This is a genomic window from Desulfosarcina widdelii (assembly GCF_009688965.1).
GTDB lineage: Bacteria > Desulfobacterota > Desulfobacteria > Desulfobacterales > Desulfosarcinaceae > Desulfosarcina > Desulfosarcina widdelii.
Genome location: NZ_AP021875.1, coordinates 861308 through 883214, shown reverse-complemented (window position 1 = coordinate 883214; position 21907 = coordinate 861308). Strand labels below are relative to the sequence as shown.

22 protein-coding genes and 2 tRNA genes are annotated in these 21907 nt (G+C 52.4%); 15 read left to right on the top strand and 9 right to left on the bottom strand.

Going from position 1 to position 21907, the window contains the following annotated elements; translation table 11 throughout:
* Window positions 1-84 precede the first annotated feature (84 nt).
* From GN111_RS04135 to GN111_RS04125, 3 genes are all read left to right on the top strand, one after another.
* Window positions 85-858, top strand: coding sequence for a hypothetical protein (locus tag GN111_RS04135; RefSeq protein ID WP_155302535.1), 774 nt, complete (start codon window positions 85-87; stop codon window positions 856-858).
* A 100-nt stretch (window positions 859-958) separates the two neighbouring features.
* Entirely contained in the window at window positions 959-1204 is a 246-nt protein-coding gene (locus GN111_RS04130; RefSeq protein ID WP_155302534.1) for a hypothetical protein, read from the top strand.
* An 80-nt stretch (window positions 1205-1284) separates the two neighbouring features.
* A complete protein-coding gene (locus GN111_RS04125; RefSeq protein WP_155302533.1) occupies window positions 1285-2394 on the top strand; it encodes a hypothetical protein in 1110 nt (369 codons plus the stop codon).
* 371 nt (window positions 2395-2765) lie between these two features.
* On the opposite strand, the gene GN111_RS04120 is transcribed toward GN111_RS04125, so the two are convergent.
* Window positions 2766-2842: transfer RNA gene (locus GN111_RS04120), tRNA-Arg, on the bottom strand.
* 123 nt (window positions 2843-2965) lie between these two features.
* Between GN111_RS04120 and tadA the strand changes: the two genes are divergently transcribed.
* The 6 genes from tadA (at window position 2966) to GN111_RS04090 (ending at window position 8932) form a co-directional block, all read left to right on the top strand.
* A complete protein-coding gene (tadA, locus tag GN111_RS04115; RefSeq protein WP_155302532.1) occupies window positions 2966-3430 on the top strand; it encodes a tRNA adenosine(34) deaminase TadA in 465 nt (154 codons plus the stop codon).
* Between the two features lie 63 nt (window positions 3431-3493).
* Window positions 3494-4786 carry an adenylosuccinate synthase gene (locus GN111_RS04110; protein ID WP_155302531.1) on the top strand — a complete coding sequence of 431 codons (1293 nt, stop codon included), beginning with the start codon at window positions 3494-3496 and terminating at the stop codon, window positions 4784-4786.
* 216 nt (window positions 4787-5002) lie between these two features.
* Window positions 5003-5079, top strand: a tRNA-Pro gene (locus GN111_RS04105).
* 452 nt (window positions 5080-5531) lie between these two features.
* Window positions 5532-6284 carry a J domain-containing protein gene (locus GN111_RS04100; protein ID WP_155302530.1) on the top strand — a complete coding sequence of 251 codons (753 nt, stop codon included), beginning with the start codon at window positions 5532-5534 and terminating at the stop codon, window positions 6282-6284.
* 14 nt (window positions 6285-6298) lie between these two features.
* A complete protein-coding gene (locus GN111_RS04095) occupies window positions 6299-7801 on the top strand; it encodes a PAS domain-containing sensor histidine kinase (protein ID WP_155302529.1) in 1503 nt (500 codons plus the stop codon).
* 237 nt (window positions 7802-8038) lie between these two features.
* Window positions 8039-8932: an NAD(P)-dependent oxidoreductase gene (locus GN111_RS04090; RefSeq protein ID WP_155302528.1), complete on the top strand. Its 894-nt coding sequence runs from the start codon at window positions 8039-8041 to the stop codon at window positions 8930-8932.
* 12 nt (window positions 8933-8944) lie between these two features.
* Here GN111_RS04090 and GN111_RS04085 read toward each other — a convergent pair whose 3' ends face one another.
* Window positions 8945-9562, bottom strand: coding sequence for a dihydrofolate reductase family protein (locus tag GN111_RS04085; protein ID WP_231715666.1), 618 nt, complete (start codon window positions 9560-9562; stop codon window positions 8945-8947).
* A gap of 236 nt (window positions 9563-9798) precedes the next feature.
* Here GN111_RS04085 and GN111_RS04080 point away from each other — a divergent pair, with 236 nt between their 5' ends.
* Together GN111_RS04080 and GN111_RS04075 are read left to right on the top strand one after the other, a co-directional pair.
* Window positions 9799-10881: an HDOD domain-containing protein gene (locus tag GN111_RS04080; RefSeq protein WP_155302527.1), complete on the top strand. Its 1083-nt coding sequence runs from the start codon at window positions 9799-9801 to the stop codon at window positions 10879-10881.
* A gap of 75 nt (window positions 10882-10956) precedes the next feature.
* On the top strand, window positions 10957-11358 hold the full coding sequence (locus tag GN111_RS04075) for a helix-turn-helix domain-containing protein (protein ID WP_155302526.1): 402 nt from the start codon (window positions 10957-10959) through the stop codon (window positions 11356-11358).
* Between the two features lie 52 nt (window positions 11359-11410).
* Here the strand turns inward: GN111_RS04075 and hpf are convergent, their stop codons facing one another.
* A complete protein-coding gene (hpf, locus tag GN111_RS04070; protein ID WP_155302525.1) occupies window positions 11411-11710 on the bottom strand; it encodes a ribosome hibernation-promoting factor, HPF/YfiA family in 300 nt (99 codons plus the stop codon).
* A 209-nt stretch (window positions 11711-11919) separates the two neighbouring features.
* Window positions 11920-12726 carry a DnaJ domain-containing protein gene (locus GN111_RS04065; protein WP_170302118.1) on the bottom strand — a complete coding sequence of 269 codons (807 nt, stop codon included), beginning with the start codon at window positions 12724-12726 and terminating at the stop codon, window positions 11920-11922.
* 225 nt (window positions 12727-12951) lie between these two features.
* Between GN111_RS04065 and GN111_RS04060 the strand changes: the two genes are divergently transcribed.
* Window positions 12952-13608, top strand: a complete 657-nt coding sequence (locus GN111_RS04060) for a PilZ domain-containing protein (protein WP_155302523.1) — start codon at window positions 12952-12954, stop codon at window positions 13606-13608.
* Window positions 13609-13754: 146 nt separating this feature from the next.
* Here the strand turns inward: GN111_RS04060 and GN111_RS04055 are convergent, their stop codons facing one another.
* Window positions 13755-14876, bottom strand: a complete 1122-nt coding sequence (locus tag GN111_RS04055) for a 3-hydroxyacyl-CoA dehydrogenase family protein (RefSeq protein ID WP_155302522.1) — start codon at window positions 14874-14876, stop codon at window positions 13755-13757.
* Window positions 14877-15232: 356 nt separating this feature from the next.
* Between GN111_RS04055 and typA the strand changes: the two genes are divergently transcribed.
* Window positions 15233-17065, top strand: coding sequence for a translational GTPase TypA (gene typA, locus GN111_RS04050; protein ID WP_155302521.1), 1833 nt, complete (start codon window positions 15233-15235; stop codon window positions 17063-17065).
* A 122-nt stretch (window positions 17066-17187) separates the two neighbouring features.
* Here typA and aroF read toward each other — a convergent pair whose 3' ends face one another.
* A complete protein-coding gene (gene aroF / locus GN111_RS04045; protein WP_155302520.1) occupies window positions 17188-18207 on the bottom strand; it encodes a 3-deoxy-7-phosphoheptulonate synthase in 1020 nt (339 codons plus the stop codon).
* 152 nt (window positions 18208-18359) lie between these two features.
* Between aroF and GN111_RS04040 the strand changes: the two genes are divergently transcribed.
* A complete protein-coding gene (locus tag GN111_RS04040) occupies window positions 18360-18569 on the top strand; it encodes an FmdB family zinc ribbon protein (RefSeq protein WP_155302519.1) in 210 nt (69 codons plus the stop codon).
* Between the two features lie 99 nt (window positions 18570-18668).
* Here the strand turns inward: GN111_RS04040 and GN111_RS04035 are convergent, their stop codons facing one another.
* Window positions 18669-19418 (bottom strand): uracil-DNA glycosylase family protein, encoded by a 750-nt coding sequence (locus GN111_RS04035; protein ID WP_155302518.1) that lies wholly within the window; start codon window positions 19416-19418, stop codon window positions 18669-18671.
* 2 nt (window positions 19419-19420) lie between these two features.
* Window positions 19421-19837: a hypothetical protein gene (locus tag GN111_RS04030; protein ID WP_155302517.1), complete on the bottom strand. Its 417-nt coding sequence runs from the start codon at window positions 19835-19837 to the stop codon at window positions 19421-19423.
* A 413-nt stretch (window positions 19838-20250) separates the two neighbouring features.
* On the opposite strand from GN111_RS04030, the gene GN111_RS04025 reads away from it, so the two are divergent.
* Window positions 20251-21366, top strand: coding sequence for a GAF domain-containing protein (locus tag GN111_RS04025; protein ID WP_155302516.1), 1116 nt, complete (start codon window positions 20251-20253; stop codon window positions 21364-21366).
* A gap of 28 nt (window positions 21367-21394) precedes the next feature.
* Here the strand turns inward: GN111_RS04025 and GN111_RS04020 are convergent, their stop codons facing one another.
* Window positions 21395-21775 carry a response regulator transcription factor gene (locus GN111_RS04020; protein ID WP_155302515.1) on the bottom strand — a complete coding sequence of 127 codons (381 nt, stop codon included), beginning with the start codon at window positions 21773-21775 and terminating at the stop codon, window positions 21395-21397.
* Window positions 21776-21907 lie beyond the last annotated feature (132 nt).

Below are 21907 nucleotides of genomic sequence, written 5' to 3'. Positions count from 1 at the left end.
GTCGTTGCTAATTTATGAAAAGATAGATGACTTGGTTCGTAAAAAATATTTCAGCATGCAAAAATAGTAATATAAGGCATCAAAATGGCAGCTATATTAAAACAATATTGGCTTTATCTTGTCGGTGCCGCAGGGGTAATTGGAGCATTAACAAAATTCTATTTGGATACTCTCAATATTAGAGAGGCGAAACTAAAAATTGCAAATCTTGAATCACAGCTAAATACCGATAGAAATAGGATTATTCACGGTCTCACGAATGAAGAAATTGAGAAATATTCCTCCACACCATTAGTTTTTAAAAAGTGGTCAAAATCAATACAAAAATCACCTGGAATTGCAATCACTATTGTTTGCATAATTATCATTCCAGTTTTGTTTAATGTTGTAAGCGAAGTAAGCATTAATTCTGACGTTTCATATGAAACCAAGTTAGAGGAAATATTTAAATTAGAACCAATTAAAAGAGAAATAAGTTGGGGGCCTCACTGGCGTGATCCATTAAATGGGATAAAAGGGAGATTCAATATTTACCCTACAAAATTGAGAATTGCAAAAGCAAATAAAGAGGAAACGTGGTACATTTCCCAAGAATTTGAAATAACTGATGGTATTCTATCAGATCATTTGCCGAGCCCTAACCCTAGCATAATACCTAATCCACCCATACCCTCCCAGACATATAATTTCAAAGGGTTAGCAAATATAACTGCAAAGATAAAAATCGAAAGAAATAAAATTCATTTCATCGAAAAACCAAAGCTGTCTTACACTACGGGGAATTATTTAGGTGATGGCGCAGAACAAATAATAGATTTTGTATATATTAAAGAGGGCGTTGGTATAGATTCTGACTAATACATTTTCTTTTAGATGTTTCAATAGCTAACCTCTGCTTTAACAGCAACGGCAAAAAGCCGCCACGCGTTAAGCATGCGTTTCTATGGAGGGTCTACTTATGATGGATTTTGTGGTATTCACTGCAGATTTGCCTCTTGCACCGCTAATTGGTGAAAATACTCGTGGTGGAGAGCTTCATGAATTTCAAAAAATAGAAGAGGCAAGAGAATTTTCTAAAAGTCAAAAAGAAAATTGGGATAGAGTCATTTTATACAAACGAATTGAGTCAGGAAAGCTCGACAGAATAGAGCATTACCAAAACGGTAACTATTACATCGGGGATAAGCGAGTAAGAAACAGTTGACGTTGTGATAGTTATTTTCCGTTTAACAAATTGGTAAAAGGGCAACGAACCATCGAGATGCAATTCCATTAGAGCTTAATATGACTCTTATTACAGGCTTTTTTAGAGATGGATGTCCTATTTTAATGGGAGATCTACTGGTTTCAGATAATGCTACAGCAGATAAGGAATTTTTATTTCCTACTGTTGGTAGGGTTTCTAAAAAAGATATTTCAAAAGGTGAATACAGTCCTTCACATCTTTGTCAAAAAGCTATTCAATTATCTCCAAAGCTTGCAATTTGCTGGGCTAATAAAAAAATTTATGCAAGCAGTTTTATAAAAGAAATTATTAGGTCTAACGCACATATAGACCCATCCTATGATTTACTGATGCAGATCTACTCTGACCTATGTGGACAAAATGATCTTTCAATAATTGGCATTCTGCGAAACGGAACAGAAATGCAGCTATTTGATTTTGAATCTTGGCCAGTGGATTTCCCTGATCCGGGATTTCAATATTTTAAAGCCGCAGGTTCGGGATATGCTACTCTTTTAGAATCAATTCCTCAAATGGGTAGGTGGGCACCATCGCGTAACCTTAATAAACTTGAAATCGGAATATCTACCGCCATTCAATTCAGTACAGCATTGCTCTCATATGAAATTATATCTCAACTGCCGATAGAATCTTTATTTGGTGTCGGATATGAAATTGTGCATCCGCTGGGTGCTAATTTATCAAAATTCTCTGATCTAACATATGTTTTTTGGACAGCATTAGAAGATCAACCACAAAAATGGATGATAATTCCTTTCCCGTTTCTAATTTTCAATTATTCATATTTTAGAGACCTGTTTATCATTAGAAGTGCCAGGGCATCACAGGCAAAGACACCTGGAGTATGCAAAATTGATAGTGACGAATTGCATTTAATAAATCCTATCTATAGAAAAATAAATCCAAATGAAATAAAAGACTATTCCCCTAATTCCTTTAATTCAAGATATATATGCAATGTCTTTTTGTGGCAAAATTTCAAAAAAGCTGATGGAATGTTCGCAACCCTTGGCCAATATAACAAAATTTCATCTCCGATAGTTTGGACCAATGAATTTACTAAAAATGAGGGTATAGATGTAAATTTAAACTTTTTAAAAGATTCAATTGCTAAAATTGCTATGCAAGCTAATGTTGAAGAACTCTAACCTGAGGCTGTTGCGGACTCGGTGCCTTCGCAGCAAAGCCACGTCGTTCAAATTTCTGAGATAGTGTGCAAATCTGAGCAAGATGGAACTGGTTTCAGACCATTTTTCTGATTTATAGAATTCGCCAAAAATTCCGCTCCAAAACCTCTCGTAAAAACATCACACCACACCAAACATGCCGACATGACAGCATATCCAGCCACGCCCAAAACCCACTGAATCCCGTCAAATCCCGTCAAATCCCGCCAATTCGTTTTTCTTAGATAGTGTGCGTGCGGTAAATCAGATCCGGCGGGCCATACGCGTAAACCCACCTTCAACCAATAAAAAAAAGGGGTTGCAGTTTGGAGACTGCAACCCCTTGGAAGTTCTGGCGCGCCCGGCAGGATTCGAACCTGCGACCTACGGATTCGTAGTCCGGCACTCTATCCAGCTGAGCTACGGGCGCTAAAAAGTTGGACAGGTTCTTAAGCCAAAGCGGGAAACATGTCAATGAATTCTTTTTCGGCATGGCCGTCTGATCTCCAAATAGATATTGATCAATATTGGAAAACCCGCTAACTGCCGGCAGATGGAAAATCCACACGAAACATTCATGCAGATGGCCATCGATCAGGCCCTGGCCGCCGGCCAAGAAGACGAAGTGCCGGTGGGCGCGGTGATCGTGGACGCCGACCAGCAGGTGCTCGCCAGCGACCACAACCGCACCATCGGAAACTGCGATCCATCGGCCCATGCGGAGATCAATGTACTGCGCGCCGCCGCCCTCCGCATTCAAAATTATCGTTTGTTAAGCACCACGCTCTATGTTACGGTTGAGCCTTGTGCCATGTGCATGGGAGCCATTGTCCATGCCCGCGTGAAAGCACTGGTATTCGGCGCGTTCGACCCCAAATGGGGGGCGGCCGGAAGCCTTTACCAACTGGGCCAGGACTCCCGCACCAACCATCGTGTCGAAATCATACATGGTATTTGCGAAGAGCGCTGCCGCCGCATCATTCAGGACTTTTTCCGAATGCGGCGCAAGCGCAAATGATTTGGGCCGGAAACGCCGGTTTTGGACTGGTTTGGGTTCACTTTTTCGATGAAGGAGCAGCAAGTGGCAAATATTGCAATTGTGGGGACCCAGTGGGGTGACGAAGGAAAAGGGAAAATCGTGGATCTGCTGGCAGCGGAAGCCGATGTGGTGGTGCGCTTTCAGGGAGGCAACAACGCCGGGCACACCATGGTCGTCAACGGCGAGCAGTTCATCAGCCACCTGATTCCATCGGGAATTCTGCAGAAAAAAGTTTGCGTGATCGGTAACGGGGTCGTCGTGGACCCGGAGGTGCTGATCGGCGAGATCGATTATCTGGAATCCAAAGGCATCGCCGTCGGACCTGACATGCTGATGATCAGCGACCGGGCCCATGTGATCATGCCCTACCACAAACTGGTCGATCACGGCCGGGAAAAAATGAAGGGCGACAAGAAGATCGGCACCACCGGACGGGGAATCGGCCCTTCCTATGAAGACAAGGCCACCCGCCGGGGCGTTCGCTTCGTGGACCTCGTCGACCCGCAATCCTTCAGGGAACGGCTGGAAGCCATCGTTCCGGATAAAAACTTCTACCTGGAAAAATTTCTGAATACCGAAACGGTCGACCTGGAAGCGATTGAAGCGCAGTACACCCAATTCGCTGAAAGGCTGCGCCCCTACGTTTGCAACGTCTCCATCGCCCTGCAGAAAGCAATTCAATCCGGCCGTCAGATCCTGTTCGAAGGCGCCCAGGGAACCCACCTGGACATCGATCACGGAACCTACCCTTTCGTTACGTCTTCCAACACCGTTTCGGGCAACGCCTGCGCCGGCAGCGGTGTGGGGCCCAAGGACATTAACGGTGTGGTCGGCATCGTCAAGGCCTATACCACCCGCGTGGGCGCCGGCCCTTTTCCGTCGGAACTGTTCGACGAAATCGGAGACCAGATTCAAAAAACCGGTGCGGAATTCGGTGCCACCACCGGCCGCCGCCGACGCTGCGGCTGGCTGGATACGGTCATCCTCAACAACGCGGTGCGTCTCAACGGGCTTACCGGCCTGGCCATCACCAAGCTCGACGTTCTCGGGGAGTTGGACGAACTGAAAATCTGTACCGCCTATGAACTAAGCGGGCAGCAAATCGAAGAAGTTCCGGCCAATCTCAATCAGCTGGCCGAATGCAAACCCATCTACGAAACCCTGCCGGGATGGCGGCAGGATATCCGCGGCATCCGCAAATACGAAGATCTGCCCGATCTTGCCCGCAGCTATCTGGCTCGCATCGAAGTGTTGACGAACGTGCCGATCCAGATCGTCTCCGTGGGTCCCGGAAGAGAGGAAACCATCGTTTTGAACAATCCTTTTGCCGGATAAAAAATGTAGTCCGTGATGGCGTGATCTATCGAGTGTCCATCCAGAAATAGTCAAATTTGGTCGAGATCAAGGCGCACGAAAAATTTTACCGCAGGCATATTGTGGTCATATTCCGAGGATGAAATTTTTCGCGCAACAAAGATATCGGGAAAATTGGCCATTTCTGGATGGGCACTATTGACATTTATTATGCCATAACATAAAAGCACCTCCCATCGGGACATGGCTCAGTCTGGTAGAGCACAGCGTTCGGGACGCTGGGGTCGCAGGTTCAAATCCTGCTGTCCCGACCAATAAAAATCAAGGGGTTGTGCGGGTACGCATAACCCCTTTTTATTTTTCCTAGTTGACGGGTTCCTAAAAAGTACCAAACTCGTCATGCCGGACTTGATCCGGCATCCAGAACGTATCGAAATAACTGGATTCCGGCCTGCGCCGGAATGACGAAAATATGGTAATTTCGACTTTTTACGAGTTGATCAAAGCATGCGTTTCTCCTTTTTCGAAAAACAGACGAACTTTTTGATTTCGTAAGTTTATTTGCGGTTTTGCGTCTCAAAAGGCAAAACCCTGCGGGATTGCCGATCTGATCTTGCCATTGGCCGCATCTTCGGCGATAGCCGCCACGGCAAATATACGGGCGACCGTCGGGTCGTCCCTACTGTGACGGCTGCCTTGAATCTGCGGCAGGCTCTACAATCGCCTACTTTTTGTTTTTGCAAATTACTGGTATGGTATCCCTGCTATGCCGGAACACACCCGACAATCGATATCCGTCGTCGCCCCCGAAACCAACCGGCGTTGTCTTTCGTGCGGCGCTTTTTTGCCGAGGCGCCGCCGTCGCTATTGCAGTACACAATGCCAGGAACGGCTGCTGGCCTCTTTGAATCGACGCACCGGTTTGCTGCGGGCCTTGAGCACCCGCTACGCCACATTTTATTTTACGGATTTTGCCGTTATCATGGATATTCTGTTGTACGGTACGGGGCAGATTCACAGTTATATGCTGCCGCGATCTTCGGGCGGCAAACCCGTGGAAGACTTCTGTCATCTGTCCAATCTGCTGGGCAATCTGTGGTGGAGCGAAAAGCACCGCACCCATAAACGCTATCTGGCCTCCAGACAGGTGTTGCATCGGGCTCGCAAGAGCAGCGCCCCGCTGAATTCCGTCCTGCCGGCCGTATTCGTCGTTCCGTCGGTCAAGGCCAGCAGCCTGGTCCGATTGCAATTGGACTCGTCCGATCTGACTCCGTCCAATCTGGAATCGAAAATAAAAACTGCTTACCGTCGACAGGCCATGAAACACCATCCGGATCTTGGCGGCAGCCGTGAAACGTTTCTCAAGATCCAGGAAGCCTATGAAAAACTGACCGAGTGGGCCCAACGGCCAACCTTCATCCATAGAAAGGGATTTCCCGACAAATGGCTCTATGAAGGCGCCCGAAACCGCTGGATCAAACCCATCATGCCGCGTAAAAACAAGACCGGATCTTTTTGACAAAGGAACCTCCCATGAAAAAGGCAGCCGCGGATACAGCAAAGTCGAACGACCAGGAGAATTATCGCGAAATGGTGGAAAACCTGAACGATGTTCTCTACACCACCGATCGGAATGCGGTGGTGACCTATGTCAGCCCCAACATTGTCCGGTTGTCCGGTTATACCCTTGATGAAGTCGTCGGAAGAAATTTTGTGGAATTCGTTCATCCCGACGACCTGCGGGACAGGATGGACCAATTTTTAAGGATCCTTGAAGGTGTGGAAGAAGCCACGGAATACCGGCTTGTCACCAAAACGGGAGAAATTAAATGGGCGCATACAAGCGCCCGTCCGATCATTAAAAACGGCCAGGTTACCGGGGTGCAGGGCATCCTTGTGGATATTACCGACCGCAAAAATATCGAAGATGCCCTCAGGCGTTCGGAGGAAAAATACCGGATCGTCATCGAACATGCCAACGATGCCATATTTGTGCTCCAGGACCAGCGGATCAGATTCATGAATCCCAGCGCATCCGAAATCCTGGGAGACACCTTAGACAATATTTCCGAGCGCTCATTTCTCGAATTCGTTCATCCCGACGACCGGCCCATGATCCAGGACCGCTACAAACGGCGCATGCGCGGGGAGAAGCTGTCCAATCGCATCTGCTTCAAAATGAAAAATACAAACGGCGATTTTCGAGACATTGAACTCAATGCCCTGTTGATCGTGTGGGAAGAGCAACCGGCAATCTTATGCTTCGGAAAGGACACCACCGCGCAAAGAATGACGGAGGCCCAACTGAGAAACTCCCAGCGAATGGAGGCGCTGGGAACGCTTGCAGGCGGTATTGCACACAATTTCAACAACCTGTTGATGGGCATTCATGGCAACGCATCGCTGTGCCAGGTGAAGCTGGACGACCCCTCTCCGATTGAAAAACACCTGGAAAAAATCAACAAACTGGTTGAGAGCGGCGCTAAACTGACCAACCAATTGCTGCACTATGCCCGGGGCGGGGACTTTAAAGTCAGCATGGTGAACCTGAATACGCTGGTAGAAGAGGTGTCCGAAACGGTTGCGGCAACGAAAAAGCGGATCCGTATCCAACCCACTTTATCCAAAAATATTCCGGACGTTAAAGCCGATAAGGGCCAGATCGAGCAGGTTCTGATCAACCTGGTGCTCAATGCCGCCGATGCCATGCCGGACGGCGGGGATATCTTCATCGAAACATCCTGCGTCGAAGGCCGCAAAATCAACAAAATCGCCTCGCTGTCCGACGAACAGACCTATGTCCAATTGAAGGTATCCGATTGCGGACACGGAATACCCAAGGATATTCAAGACCGCATCTTCGAACCCTTTTTTACCACCAAGGGGTTGGAACGCGGAACCGGCCTGGGTTTGTCCACCGCCTATGGCATCGTGAGAAGCCATAATGGGGAAATCACGGTTGAATCCGAAATCAACAAGGGAGCTATCTTTTCCGTGTATCTGCCTGCGGTTGCCGAGGACGTTACCGAACGGTGACGACTTCGTAAGAAGCCCGATATTGGCGTTACGCTTCGTCCCTCGTCGTGCGGAGTACGTTTAGGTACGCCTCCTTCCTCGTGACTCGCAAGCCTTCTTGTCCCGTCTGGTGTTTAGCGGGGGATCTCGGGCTTCTTACGAAGTCTTCTGGAAAGCGATTATTAACGAAGTCGTCAACGCCATTTCATTAAATGGAGGCCATTGGCAAGCAGTGGCAGCCCTGGATAGGAGGATCACATGACAACGCAAAACATCGGCTGGATCGGAACCGGGGTTATGGGCCTGTCCATGTGCGGTCACCTGATCGACGCCGGGCACCGGCTGACCGTATTCAACCGCACCCGTGAAAAAACTTCTCCCCTGCTGGAAAAGGGCGCAGCCTGGGCCGAAACACCCGAGCAAGTGGCCCGCAGCAGCGACATCGTTTTCACGATGGTGGGATTTCCGGAGGATGTTAATGAGGTGATTCTGGGCGACGACGGCGTTCTGGCCGGGGCCAAACCCGGGGACACCGTGGTGGACATGACCACCTCCAGCCCGGACCTGGCCCGGACCATTTATCAGCAGTGCCAGGCAAAAAGCGTCCTGGCCCTGGACGCCCCGGTTTCCGGTGGCGACGTGGGCGCCCGGCAGGCTTCGCTGGCCATCATGGTGGGCGGCGATCAACCGGTGTTCGATGCAATGCGGCCCCTGCTTGAAATCATGGGCAAAACCATTTCCCTGATGGGTGCAGCCGGAGCCGGCCAGCACACCAAGATGACCAATCAGATTCTGATCGCCGGCACCATGATCGGCGTGGTGGAATCGCTGCTTTACGCAAGCCGTATGGGGATGGACGCCCACCGGGTAATCGACGTCATCGGCAAGGGGGCGGCCAGTTCCTGGTCCATTAACAACCAGGGCCGGCGTATTGCCGACGGCGACTTCGATCCCGGGTTTTACATTAAACATTTTGTCAAAGACATGGGCATTGCTTTAGAAGAGTCGAAGCGCATGCGCCTGTCCCTTCCCGGCCTGGCGCTGGTCCACCAGTTCTATGTCGCCGCCATGGCCATGGGGTGGGAAAACCTGGGCACCCAGGGGCTCTATAAGGTATTGGAAGCGATGAGCAGACAGCCATCCTTTGTTTAGGCCAGAAATGTTCTATTTCTGGATGGGGACTTCTTGGTCGCGAAGTACGGCGTAGCGCACGCACAGGGTGTTGTCGTCCAGTTGCCAGAATTTCTTCAAGGAGAGCTTGAGGTCCACCGTGTCCGCAAAAACAGAGATGCCGGTCCCGAAGGCATAGGGTGAAATTGTCAGGATCAGTTCGTTGATCAGGCCGTTGGCGGCAAAGAGCTGATTGATCATCGCGCCGCCGACGACAACGGCTTCGGTATAGCCCTGGTCCGCCAGATCGGCCAGGATTTTGTCCGCAGGATCACGGGTGAACACGAGATCGTCCCGGTCCGAGCGGCGCTCTGGGTTTCGCGTCATGACGACAGTTTTTCTTCCGGGCAGCACCCGTCCGATGATGTCGAAGGTTTTGGACCCCATGATCATGACCCCGGCCTTCTTGGTAATTTCGACGTAGAGTTTCTTGTCGGCCTTGCCGGTCCAGTCCGGGAAATGATCCGAGTTTCTGGCGATCTTGCCGTCGGCGGTGATGGCAACCATCAGACATACATGCATGGCGATATCTTTTCCGATAAAAATAGGCTTGTCGGCCGCTCTGTTTTGCGGGGCGACCCGTTTCGAATACCAGAACGCCTCATACCACAATTTTATCATCCTTAAAACATGTACAATCCTGCACACCGGCCACAAACATGGCCAAATCGGCTATAAAGTTTTCCACGACAGGGTCGATGAAAAGAGGTGACGATGCCTCCTTGCATCGCGGCCCGATCACGCATCAATTTGATGGTGGCCAAAATCGACGAAAACCGATATAATTTGAATTTGCTAACAGCTTCCAAAAAAGATGAACCCCGGATGGGATTGAGAAAGGTGTTCCTATGAAAGTTGAATGCGAAAACTGCGCAAAATCCTTTGAACTTCCCGACGACCGCCTTCCGGCCGGAAAAAAAATCTCTTTCCCCTGCCCCGCCTGCAAATCCAAAATTACGCTGGATCTTCGCGTCCCATCTGAACCGGTTGAGGAACAGCCGGAACAACCGGCGCCCGCACCCCCGGCGGCCGAAAAAGAGGACAAGGTCGTTTTTACGCCGATTGCCGAAAAAAAATCCGGCGAACTGGACGGAACCGATCTGAGGCGCAAAATTCTTACCAGCGTAAAAGATCTGCCGCCGATGCCGAAGATCATCCTCAAGGCCAGGGAGATCATGGCCAATCCCAAATCGGGTTTCAAAGAAATCGCCGAAGTTATCGAAACGGACCAGGCCATTGCCGCCAAGGTTCTTCAGGTGGCCAACTCCGCCTATTACGGGCTTTCGGGCATGGTCTCTTCCATCCACCAGGCAACCGTCGTACTGGGCCACAAAACTCTGGAGCAGCTCATCGCCATGGTATCGGCCACCAGCCTTTTAGGAAGCCACCTCAAAGGCTACCGTATGGGGTCCGGGTCCCTCTGGCAACACTCCTTGGCCGTGGCCCTGTGTTCACGCCTGATCGCCAAGGATCGTGCCCCTGCAATGGAAAACGACGCCTTTTCGGTGGGATTGATCCACGACGCCGGCAAACTGGCCTTGGATAAGTATTTGCTCGAACGCAAAGATCAGGTGGATCAGGCCCTGAAGGCCGGAACCACGTTTCTGGAAGTCGAACGCCAGGTGCTCGGCTTCGACCATACCGAACTGGCCTCGGATCTTTGCACCAAATGGAAACTCCCGGAAAACCATGTGAGCGCCATGCGCTACCATCACGAACCCGGTGAATCGGACCGCAATCAACTGGCGTATATCGTCCATACCGCCAACCATATAGCCCTTCAGTGCGACATCGGCAGCAATACGGACGCGTCCCTTTACGAACTGGCCCCGGATGCGCTGGACTTTCTCGCACTTGACGAAGAGGACCTGGCCAAATACAAGGAGGCCACCATCGAAGCCGTCGGCCAGATCACCCAGAGCATGGCCTGATTCGCTTCACCTGTTCACCCATTTTCGTATAACCGCATGCCTGATCGATTCGGGCTTTGAAAAGGAGCAGAGCATATGACCGAAAACGAAGCGACCCTGACCACAGCCGAATATTCGAAAAAGACCGGCCTTGCCACATCCACCGTTGCCCGAATGCTGCGCGAAGGAAAACTCCGCGGTGAAAAACGCGGCGGCAAATGGGTCATTTTTGCCGATGGACCCGAAAGCGACAGCGCAGAAAAGAAACAACCGGCCGCAAAGACGCCTTCAAGCCCGGCCCCCGTCTCCGAAAACCCGCCTTCCTCCACAAAGTCCTACGACATCGAAACATTTTCCCGACTGACCTACCTGACGGAAAACGGCGTCCGTCAATGGCTCAGGGACGGACGCCTTACCGGCAGTACGGATTCCAGCGGAAAGATGAACGTGGACGCATCCAACCTTGAGCGTGACGACTTCAAGCATCTGGTCAGATAGCGCCCGTCCACAAAAGGCCGATAACCGCAGGTTTTCAATATCGCTGGTGAAATCAAGCTTCGGCGCGATGGGCCTGAAGCTTTTCCTTGTTTTTAACCAACTGTTTTTTGGCTTTGTCGACGACCAGGTCGATGGCTTCGTTCCAGGCCCCGCTCTCTTCTTTGGCATGGACGTCGAAGCCCTTGCCGGTCAGGCTGACATCCACGATTTTGCGGAGCTTTTCTTCCTGGAAAACCACATCGGCGGTCCCGGGGTGGGGCATGATTTTTTCGAGGCGTTCGAGTTTTTCTTCAAGGTAGGATTTCAGGAAATCTGAGGAGTCTACGTTTTTAAAGGTCACCAATATTTGCATCGTGCATCCTCCTTTCGCGGCTGCCCGGTCCGCTCACCACGACTTTGTGCAACCCCCACATGAGTATGGACCGATGGGGAGGTAGGAATCGCCCTTTCGGAAATCAGCTGCCGGACCGATTTTTAGGCCCCTTCTGAAGCCGGCTCGCGTAATTTTCCAGTAAGGCGACATCAAATGCGCCATTGCAACACACATTTTCTATAAATGTATCATCGGCTGAAAGTCGAGACAACAAAATCCTTCGCTTTTTCCAACAACGGTTTTTTTAGCTTCACTTTCAGGTAGAGATCCCCCGCAATACCGCCGTTTTTCCCCAGGGCTCCCATCTGTACCAACCGGATCTGCTGCCCGCTTCTGGCACCGGAGGGGATCTTGACCACCAGCTTTTTGTCCCGCTGACGGTGTCGATAGGGATAGGGGCCGCCGGTTCTCGCAAATTCCGGGGTCAGATGGATGGTGTCGTAAATGTCCTCACCGTCCTTGGGAAGGGCCACGCCGGTTGCTTTCTGCAACAGGTACCGTGCAAAACGGCCGAAACTTTTGGGGGGCTGCCCGGCCATGGTCTGACCCCGTCGTTTGCCGAAGCCGCCCCGATAAATAAATCCCTTTCCGTGCAGACCGTGCCGTTTGAATTCGAATTTTCGATACCCCGGCCCATAAAAATCGCTGAAAATGTCGTCCACTCCGCGCAGCCCGAAGGAGCGTGCCATCTCTTCGAAAACCCGGTATACATCCGAGCCGTTGAAAATATCCTGCTGGCTGTATGCATTGCGGAACTGACCGTAGGCGTTGTCTCCATATTGCGTGCGCATGGCATCGTAAGCCTGCCGTTTCTCCGGGTGGGACAAAACGGCATACGCTTCGTTGACCCGCTTCATTATATCTGCGTTTCGCTCACCGTTTTCGCTTCGATCCGGATGATATTTAAAAGCAAGCTGACGAAAGGCCTCCTTTATGGTTTTCGCATCCGCATCGCGATTGACCCCCAGCACCTCGTAATAATCCTCTTGTGCCATTCTTTTCGCTTCCCTCTTTTGGATTGCAACACCCCGTCCTGAGATCTGCCCATATGCATCGAACGTTTCTGCTGGCATCGTTCGACCCGAACCATACTATAGTCACGAATCGGGTTTTGGCGATGGAAGGATTTCATTTGCTGTTCAAGAATCCCGGAAAGATGCCGAAAATCGTCTTAGTGCCATGAAGGCACCGCACCCATTTCATCCATTGGAATCCGTACCATGAAAAGTACATTGATCACGCTGACGATCAGTATGGCTGTATTTCTGGCAACGCTTTGCGCGCGCCAATTTTGGCCCGAAAACCTTTCTGCACACGGCCGCTATTATGTGGCATCGATTTTGACCATCAGTGCCCTGGTCTTTTTGATCGCAGTCGTGCGCCTGCGCCAGGGGACAAAACAGGGGCAAGCGTCCTCGATAAAATCGGATCACGACCCGTTGGCACAGCAGCGACAACATTACCGGCTGCAGTATGACGATTCTCCCCGCCCCCGCTTTATCGAAAAATCGACCGACCTGCCGGCCGCCGCGGCCTTCACCTGTCCTGTCAAAGATGTCTCGGAAACCGGTATTGGCCTTGGTTGCACGGGCGTGTACGCACAAGGAGAGGCGGTCCTCGGCGAAATCCATTTTCCCAGCGGACGAACCGCTCCCATCAACGGCGTGGTCCTACGGGACGATGGCCAATACACCAGCCTTCAACTGCACTGCGGCATCGATCCTCCCCTGCTGATGGACGAGCAGCGGGAAAAAATAGTCAGGGAAAAAGACATAGGCCCCCAACCGGTGGTGAGTGAAGCCCTGTTGGATACAACGCCCCGTTCTCTTCCCAGCCAACGCGTCAAGGGAATTTGTCGATTGAAGGATACCAAATAAAAACACCCGAACGGAGCTGTCCGGGTGTTTCGATACCTGCTGGATGCCCCCGGATCAGGTCCGGGGCAGGCCTATCAGGTCCGGCATGACGAGTCCGGGACTTGTTACGAGTTCATCAACATTCCGTCGGATTGTTTTACCTAATTTTACAAGGGCCAGGGTACTGGAACTCCGCCCGAAAAGGTTTTGGGCATCTTGTACTCGCCGCTTTCCACGGTCAAGGCCACCAGCCGGGCAGCCTCATCCATCCCCAGCGCATTCATCATGGAAAAAGGCCCCTTGGGCCAGGCCAGGGCCGTGCAGATCCCCCGTTCCAGGTCACTCATGGAAACCACTTCTTTTTCGACGAGATGGGTCGCGATGGTAAAAATGTTTCCCAGCAGGCGATCCCGGACGGTATTGGCCAACTCCGAATCATCTGCCACCGGGCCATCTTCCAGGTTCCAGGGTGCCCCGCTTTCGAACTGGCTTTTCAACTGGTCGGGCACCGCCGGATAGCCTACATCGGTATCGGCCAGATAATCGTTCATGGATACGGCGGCATGGTAGCAGGTGCCCAAGCCGGAACCGTTCTGGACCCACATGATGCCAAAGCGCACCCCTAAGGCCTGCTGGGAAATGTGTTCCAGGGTGGCCACATTGGCCTGTTCACCATAAAAAGAATCCAGAATCATGTAGCTGGAGATAAACACCGGATTGATCGCAAACCCCGGAAAATCCTTGACCGCAATAGGAACCTTGCGATTTTTTTCGGCAAAGCCCATCAGGGCCTCGAAAGTTTCGTCGCTGGTCTCTTTTTGCCGGATCACCTCCACCAGTCGATTGATGTTGGCGGGAAAAAAGTAGTGCAGGCCCGCGGTGCGGGAGGGGTTGGAAACCGACGCCATCAGCCGTTCGATCAGGAAGGTGGACGTGTTGCTGACCAGGATGGCATCCGGCCGGCAAACGGCATCCAGATCCTTGAAGACCTGAATTTTCAGATCCATTTTTTCCACGGCCGCCTCGATGACCAGATCGCACGGAGCCAGGTCCGCGTAGCTCGAGGTTCCGGAGATCAAAGCGGTTATCTCGTCCATCTCCTTTTGTGTCATCTTGCCTTTGGCCACCCGCTTCTCCAGACTACCTTTGACCCAGCGGTCATACATGGCAGCGACCAGTTCGTCGTTCAACTCCTTGTAAATAACACGATAGCCGGATGCTGCCGCGTTGAGCCCGATGGCCGCTCCCATCACACCGAATCCTACGATTCCAACAGTCTCGATTTTCATCCTCACACCTCCTCTGGCATGGCCGACAGGTCGGACCGCCCACCCTTCGATGCTGGCCGTCCGCTTGCGGATTGAATATGTGAACAACGGAAACGTGGTCTTTAGGGCAGATTGAAATGCTCCCCTTATCGCACTCCTTAATCCGCCGGTCAAGGCTGTTTTGTAGTCACAATTAAGCTACATCCAATCCATCTTTCGCGCTTCACCCGAAATAAAAAGACTGTCCAGCTTGTATTGAACGGTCGGATGGCTATATTGGCACGTGCCAAAAGTTGACCGATCCAGCAATCCGTATGGGATGCCCATCCGTCGACGTTCGATTGCCGTACAAAAAACCTTAAAAGAAACAATCCGTTATGACATCTTCACTGACAAACGACCGCATTCGCAACATCGCCATCATCGCCCACGTCGACCACGGCAAAACCACCCTGGTCGATGCCATGTTCCGCCAGAGCGGTCTTTTCCGCCAGGATCAACAGGTGGCCGAAAGGCTCATGGACCGCATGGATCTGGAGCGGGAGCGGGGCATTACCATTGCCGCCAAAAACTGTTCAGTAATTTTCCGGGGGGTAAAAATCAACATCGTGGACACCCCCGGCCACGCCGATTTCGGGGGTGAAGTGGAACGGGCCCTGTCCATGGTGGACGGCGCCATACTGCTGGTGGACGCTTCCGAAGGTCCTTTGCCGCAAACCCGGTTTGTCCTGCAAAAAGCCCTGGCGGCCAAACTGAAAATCGTCGTGGTCATCAACAAAATCGACCGCCAGGATGCCCGAACCGCCGAGGTGCTGGACCAGGTCTACGATCTGCTGATCGATCTGGACGCCGACGAGGACCAGCTGGAGTTCCCCCTGTTTTACGCCATCGGCCGTGACGGCGTGGTCGGCGACGCCTCGGATCGTTTGTCCGAAGATCTCCAGCCGCTTTTCGAGGCCATCGTCAAAGAAATCCCCCCGCCCGCTTTCAAGCCGGAGGCTCCGTTTCAGATGCTGGTTTCCGATCTGGGCTATTCGGACTATTTGGGGCGTCTGGCCGTGGGGCGTGTGGCCGGCGGCAGCGTGGAATCCAGGGACCGGCTCATTCGAATCGACAGCGACGGTCAGCAGCGCCCCGTGAAAGTGACCCGCCTGCAGACCTATGAAGGCATGGACATCACCCCGGCCTCTGCGGTCGAGGCCGGCGAGATCGCCATCCTGTCCGGCATCGAGGATGTGGCCATCGGCGACACCATCTGCACCGAAGACGCTCCTTTCGCCCTGCCGCGCATTACCGTGGACCCACCTACGGTTTCCATGTTGTTCACCATTAACAACGGTCCTTTGGGCGGCAAGGAAGGACGTTATGTGCAATCGGCGAAAATACGCGAACGGCTGACCAAGGAAACCTTGATGAACGTGGCCGTTCAGATCGAAACCACCGACGACCGCGACTCCGTAATGGTCAAGGGCCGCGGAGAGTTTCAGCTCGCCATTCTCATCGAAACCATGCGCCGGGAGGGATTCGAATTTTGCGTGGGCCGTCCCAAGGTGATCGAAAAACAGATTGATGGGAAGGTCCATGAACCCATCGAACGTCTTTTCGTGGACTGCGACGAATCCTTTATGGGAATCGTCACGGAAAAACTTTCGCTGCGCAAGGGCAAGATGATGAACCTGTCCAATACCGGAACCGGCCGGGTACGGATCGAGTTTTCCATCCCTTCCCGGGCGCTGATCGGCTATCGGGACGAATTTCTGACCGACACCCGGGGAACGGGCATTATGAATTCTTATTTCTCGGGGTACGAGCCCTACCGGGGCGACTTTCCCAGCCGGTTCACCGGTTCCATCGTCAGCGACCGTCAGGGCAAGGCCGTACCCTATGCCCTGTACAATCTGGAACCGCGCGGCCGGCTGTTCGTACAACCCGGCGAACCGGTCTACGAAGGCATGGTGATCGGCGAGCACAACCGGGAGCAGGACATCAACGTCAATCCGACCAAGGAAAAAAAACTGACCAACATGCGGGCCTCGGGCAAGGACGACAACGTGATCCTGGCTCCCATTCGGCCCATGACCCTGGAACAGGCCATCAATTTTATCCGCGATGACGAATATGTGGAGGTGACGCCCAAGTCCATCCGTCTGCGCAAGGTGACGTTAGGGGCGAAGGAACGTTACGTTCAGCGGGACAGAAAGAATAAATGATGGCTCTTGCCAACACCTATCTTGGATTTTCGAAAAAAACATAGTTGGTCGCGTAGTCGGAAAACTCGAAGTAGACCTTTTTTTCGCCGGGATCCTTGACCATATTCATATTGTTTTGTCTTTTAAAACGGCTCCTCGCCGCTGCAAACCTTGAAAATGGCCATGACCTGGCGGCACAGAATCTCGAATTGCTCCGGATAAAGGCTTTGGGCGCCGTCGCTTAACGCCTGGTCCGGTTGGTGGTGAACTTCAACCATCAATCCGTGGGCTTTGGCAGCTGCAGCCGCACGGGAAAGGGGCAGCACCTGGTCACGACGTCCCGCAGCATGGCTGGGGTCCACCACGATGGGCAGATGGCTCTCTTTTTTCACCACGGGAATGGCGGAAAGATCCAGGGTGTTGCGGCTGTGGTGGACAAAGGTCCGCACACCGCGCTCGCACAGAACGACCTGATGGTTGCCCCGGGCCATGATGTACTCGGCCGCCATCAGCCACTCCTCTATGGTTGCGGCCATGCCGCGTTTGAGCATGATGGGTCGATAGGATTCCCCTGCCCGCTTGAGCAGACTGAAATTCTGCATATTGCGGGTACCGATCTGGACGATGTCGGCATAGTGCTCAACCAGATCGAAGGTTCTTTCGTCCATGACCTCGGTGACCACCGGAAGTCCGGTTTGATCCCTAACCATGGACAGAATTTTGAGCCCCTCTTCACCAAGCCCCTGAAAGGAATAGGGGGAGGTGCGCGGTTTGAAAGCCCCCCCGCGGAACAGGTGGGCACCGGCTTTTTTCACGTGTTTGGCGATGGTCAGGGCCTGATCCTGGCTTTCGATGGCACACGGGCCGGCGATGATGGTCAGATGGCCGTTGCCGATGGTGGTTTCCCCCACCTGGATCAGGGTGTCATCGGCTTTGGTCTCACGGCTGACCAGTTTGTAGGGCTTGGTAATGGGCACGGCATCTTTTACACCGGGTAGTCCGATGAACAGGGCCGCATCCACCGGTCCTTCGTTGTTCAATACCCCGATGGAAACGCGATCACCGCCGGGAATCGGTCGGGCCGTGAACCCGTTTCTTTCAACGACCGCCACCACGCGCTCAATCTGCTTCCGGGTCGCTGTTTTTTCCATCACGACTAACATGGTTCGCCTCCTTTGGTCCTCATGCCCGATGCCCCTGGTTGCTTTTCGTAACCCGGAAAAAGGTTCTCTTTTGTGAACTGTTACTCAAAAAGGGACTTGACTTAAAAGGTTCGACTATTATTGTATGGCCCAAGAAAACAAGGAGCCTGAAAATGCCAATTTACGAGTACCAATGTAAGGCCTGCTGCCATCGATTTGAACAACTGGTGTTTGCCTCGGATACCGAACCTCCGGTATGCCCGGAATGCAACTGCGGCGATGTGGAAAAACTGATGTCCGCCGGTGCGGTTCGCCCCAACGGCATCCCCACTGGTTCCGGCGGGTTCAAACCGCCCGCCTGCTCTCCTTCCGCCGGTGGCTGAAGCATCTGATTTTTATTTTCCGGTTCGGAAAATCCAACGATTGCAACAAAGGGCTGGCCGCCACGGAAAGCCCTTTTTCTCTTCGATTGTCGTCTGACCTTATTTTTTCGGGTACAGGTCGATTCCCAGCTCTGCAAGTTCCCTTTCCACAACGGCGGCCCACCCCAGATTGGCTTTGGGATTGGCCGGGCTGGGATGGGATATTCGTCCAATCTTCACGTCTGCACCATCCATTGCCACGGCCGCTCTTTTTTCAGCGAAAGCCCCGATGCCGACCACCCATCGGGGCCGGTAGATGAAAACGGATTGTCGCAGCACCGCGTCGCAAATCGAAAACAGCGCTTTCTTCTCGGCTGCGGGCAGTCGATCCGGTGTCCGGTTGCGTCCGCTGGCCTCCATGAACACCAACGGACAGTAGTTGAGGACGAAAAAATGGTCGAAAAAGGCCTCGGCAGGTCCGAAGCGCTGTTTGGCCCACTCCCACAGCCGCCGTCCGCTTACCTCCCGGCGGGCACAGGAAAATCCGTCCACCGGCCGTTTGGGATGCGGATGGTCCGGCTGGGAGACTGAAGCCGTAATCCCCATCCAGTCCTTTACCATTTCGACATCCCCGAAGGGCACCCCGGTCTGAGCCATCCCGAACGGTCCCGGATTCATACCGATCAGAAGAACCTTTTTGGCCGAATTGCCGAAACATGCCACATAGCGGTCATAGCCGCTGCGGGCATAAACGATGGGATTGTAAACGTGGGTGACCGGATCGGAAAACGTCAGCGGCGTCAGGCGCCGTGCCAGATCGTCGGTGAGAATGCCGATGTTTTCAGCCGGGCCGCTACCTGCCGGGGACATGCCTATTTGCCTGCCTGGGCCATGGCCTGAGCCTGTGCGGTCATTGCCTGCTGGACCTGCGGGTCCATCATGTACGGCATGGCCTTCATCATGGCCGACTGAAGTTTCGGACTCAGCTCGCTCATACGCCTGGAAACCTTTTCCAGTTCCTTGGGCGCATCCTTGTCCGACGCCAGTTCGGGAAATTTCCGATTCATCTCCTGAAGCCGGGGTATCAGGGCATTCATCTTTTCCGTGTAATCCTGCATGGCGTTGGCGACCGATTCGGCACTGTCCGCCTTTTCCATACTGCCGATGTAATCTTCCATGGCATCCGCGTAATCGTTCAGCGTGCTTTCGACTTCATCGTACTTGCCGCCACAGCCAATCACCAAAAAAGTGAGGATAACCATTCCCAGCGACCAGAGGCCTCGTTGCATACGCCCTGCTCCTTTCGTGAAACATGAGGGTAGACGAAATGTCGATCTTGATCCGGTTGGCTTTCTATATCTTAAACCATGGTCAAAAACAACGTAAGCGTTCACAAGGGACCGCATCTGCTTGTTCCCGGGAACTTGAGGGTTGACCAAACCGTCTGCGTGCTCGGCGCCTCACATCTGCGGCACCCTGTGAAGGCTTACTGATCAGGCAGTTGCGGCACATGTGTATTTCAACCTCGTAAATGAGTAGAAAATAACCGATGCCGGAGGTCTCACAATAGATTGGATGAATTCGTAACATTCAGATTTTCATTGACTTTTTAGAAAGATGATGGTCCTAGTTTGCACTGAACCGCTCCGGATCATGAAATTACCGCTCACAATATCCATTTTTCGCTTGCAGGTATATATCGATGGCCGACGATAAAAAAACGCCCGATCGCTTGCAGCAAACCTCAAAGACGCTGAATGCCAAACGGCTCCAATCCGAGAACCGCCGGTTGCATCGGGAAAACGAAAACCTGAGACAGCGAAACCGGGAACTGGAATTGATCAGCCAGGCTTTTCTGGCCATCAACTCCTGCCTGGAACTCGACCGGGTGCTGTCCACCATCCTGGAAGCCATTCGCAACCTTTTTGGCGTGGTGGGCAGTTCGATCTGGCTGATCGACCCGAATTCCGGCGAAGTGGTCTGCCGCCAGGCTGCCGGATTCCAACGCAATATTGTCAAAGGCTGGCGTCTTATGCCCGGCGAGGGGGTGGCCGGTTGGGTCAGCTCCAGCGGGAAAAGCCTCATCTTGCCGGATACCCGGGAGGATCTGCGTCACTTTGCCAGGGTGGCGGATAAGATGAAGGTGGAGCTGCGCTCCATCGTCAGCGTCCCCATGCGTGTGAAAGGCGAGGTCATCGGCGCGTTGCAGGTTGTCGACAAAAAGGTCGGCCGTTTTGAAGATACCCATGCCACCCTGCTCGAGTTGTTGGCCGACGCCTCGGCGACGGCCATTGAAAACGCGCAGTTGCTCGAACGGGCCAATCTTGAAATCGCCGAAAGAAAATTCGCGCAAAAGAAGCTCAAGGAAAGCGAAATCGCGCTCAAAGACAAAAGCGCCGCGCTCAAAGAGGTGAACACGGCAATGAATGTTCTGCTGAAAAACCGGGAAGAGGATCAGGCGGACATGGAAAATATCATTGTCGCCAATGTCAAGGACATGGTCCTCCCCTTTCTGGAGAAACTCAGCCACAGCCAACTGGATGAAAAACAGGCCACATACGTAGAGATCATCCAGTCTAACATTTCCAACATCGTCTCCCCTTTCCTGCGCCAGATTCCCATGAAATTTTTCGATCTGACGCCTACGGAAATCCAGATCGCCGACCTGGTCCGCAAGGATAAGACCACCAAGGAAATCGCCCAGATTCTCAACGCCTCATCCAAAACCATCGAGGCCCATCGCAACCGCTTGCGAAAAAAACTGGGACTGACCAACCAGCGCATCCAGTTGCGGGACTACCTGATGACGCTGGTCTGATTCGCCCGCCGAAACCGCTCCGGCGCGGTCAACGCTCACCCGGACCGATCAGCTTTCGTATTTTCTCCATTAACTCGGTATTGGAAAAAGGCTTGGTGACGTAAGCATCCGCTCCCATGGCCAAGCCTTTGGCGATGTCGGCATCCCTGTTTTTGGCCGTGAGAAAAATAACGCGAATGGATTCCCATTCCCTGCGGTTCCGGATCATCTGGTAGATCTCATAGCCGTCCAGATCCGGGAGCATGATGTCGAGCAAAATCAAATCCGGTCGAATATCGTGAATTTTTTCGATGGCCTCTTTGCCGCTTTGGGCCAGCTTGGCCACATACCCTTCTTTTTCCATGAGAAACTGCAGCGGCACCAGGATGCTTAACTCGTCATCCACGATCAGGATCGTTTTGGAAGGCATTGGCTCGCTCCAGGGCAAGGAATCACCCCGTCGTTTTTGGGGAATCGAAGATTGCAGGCGTATCCGGAACAGTTCATAAATTCGAATTTTTTTCAGTATAATCGATTTCGGTCCGACTGCGCAACCCAATGG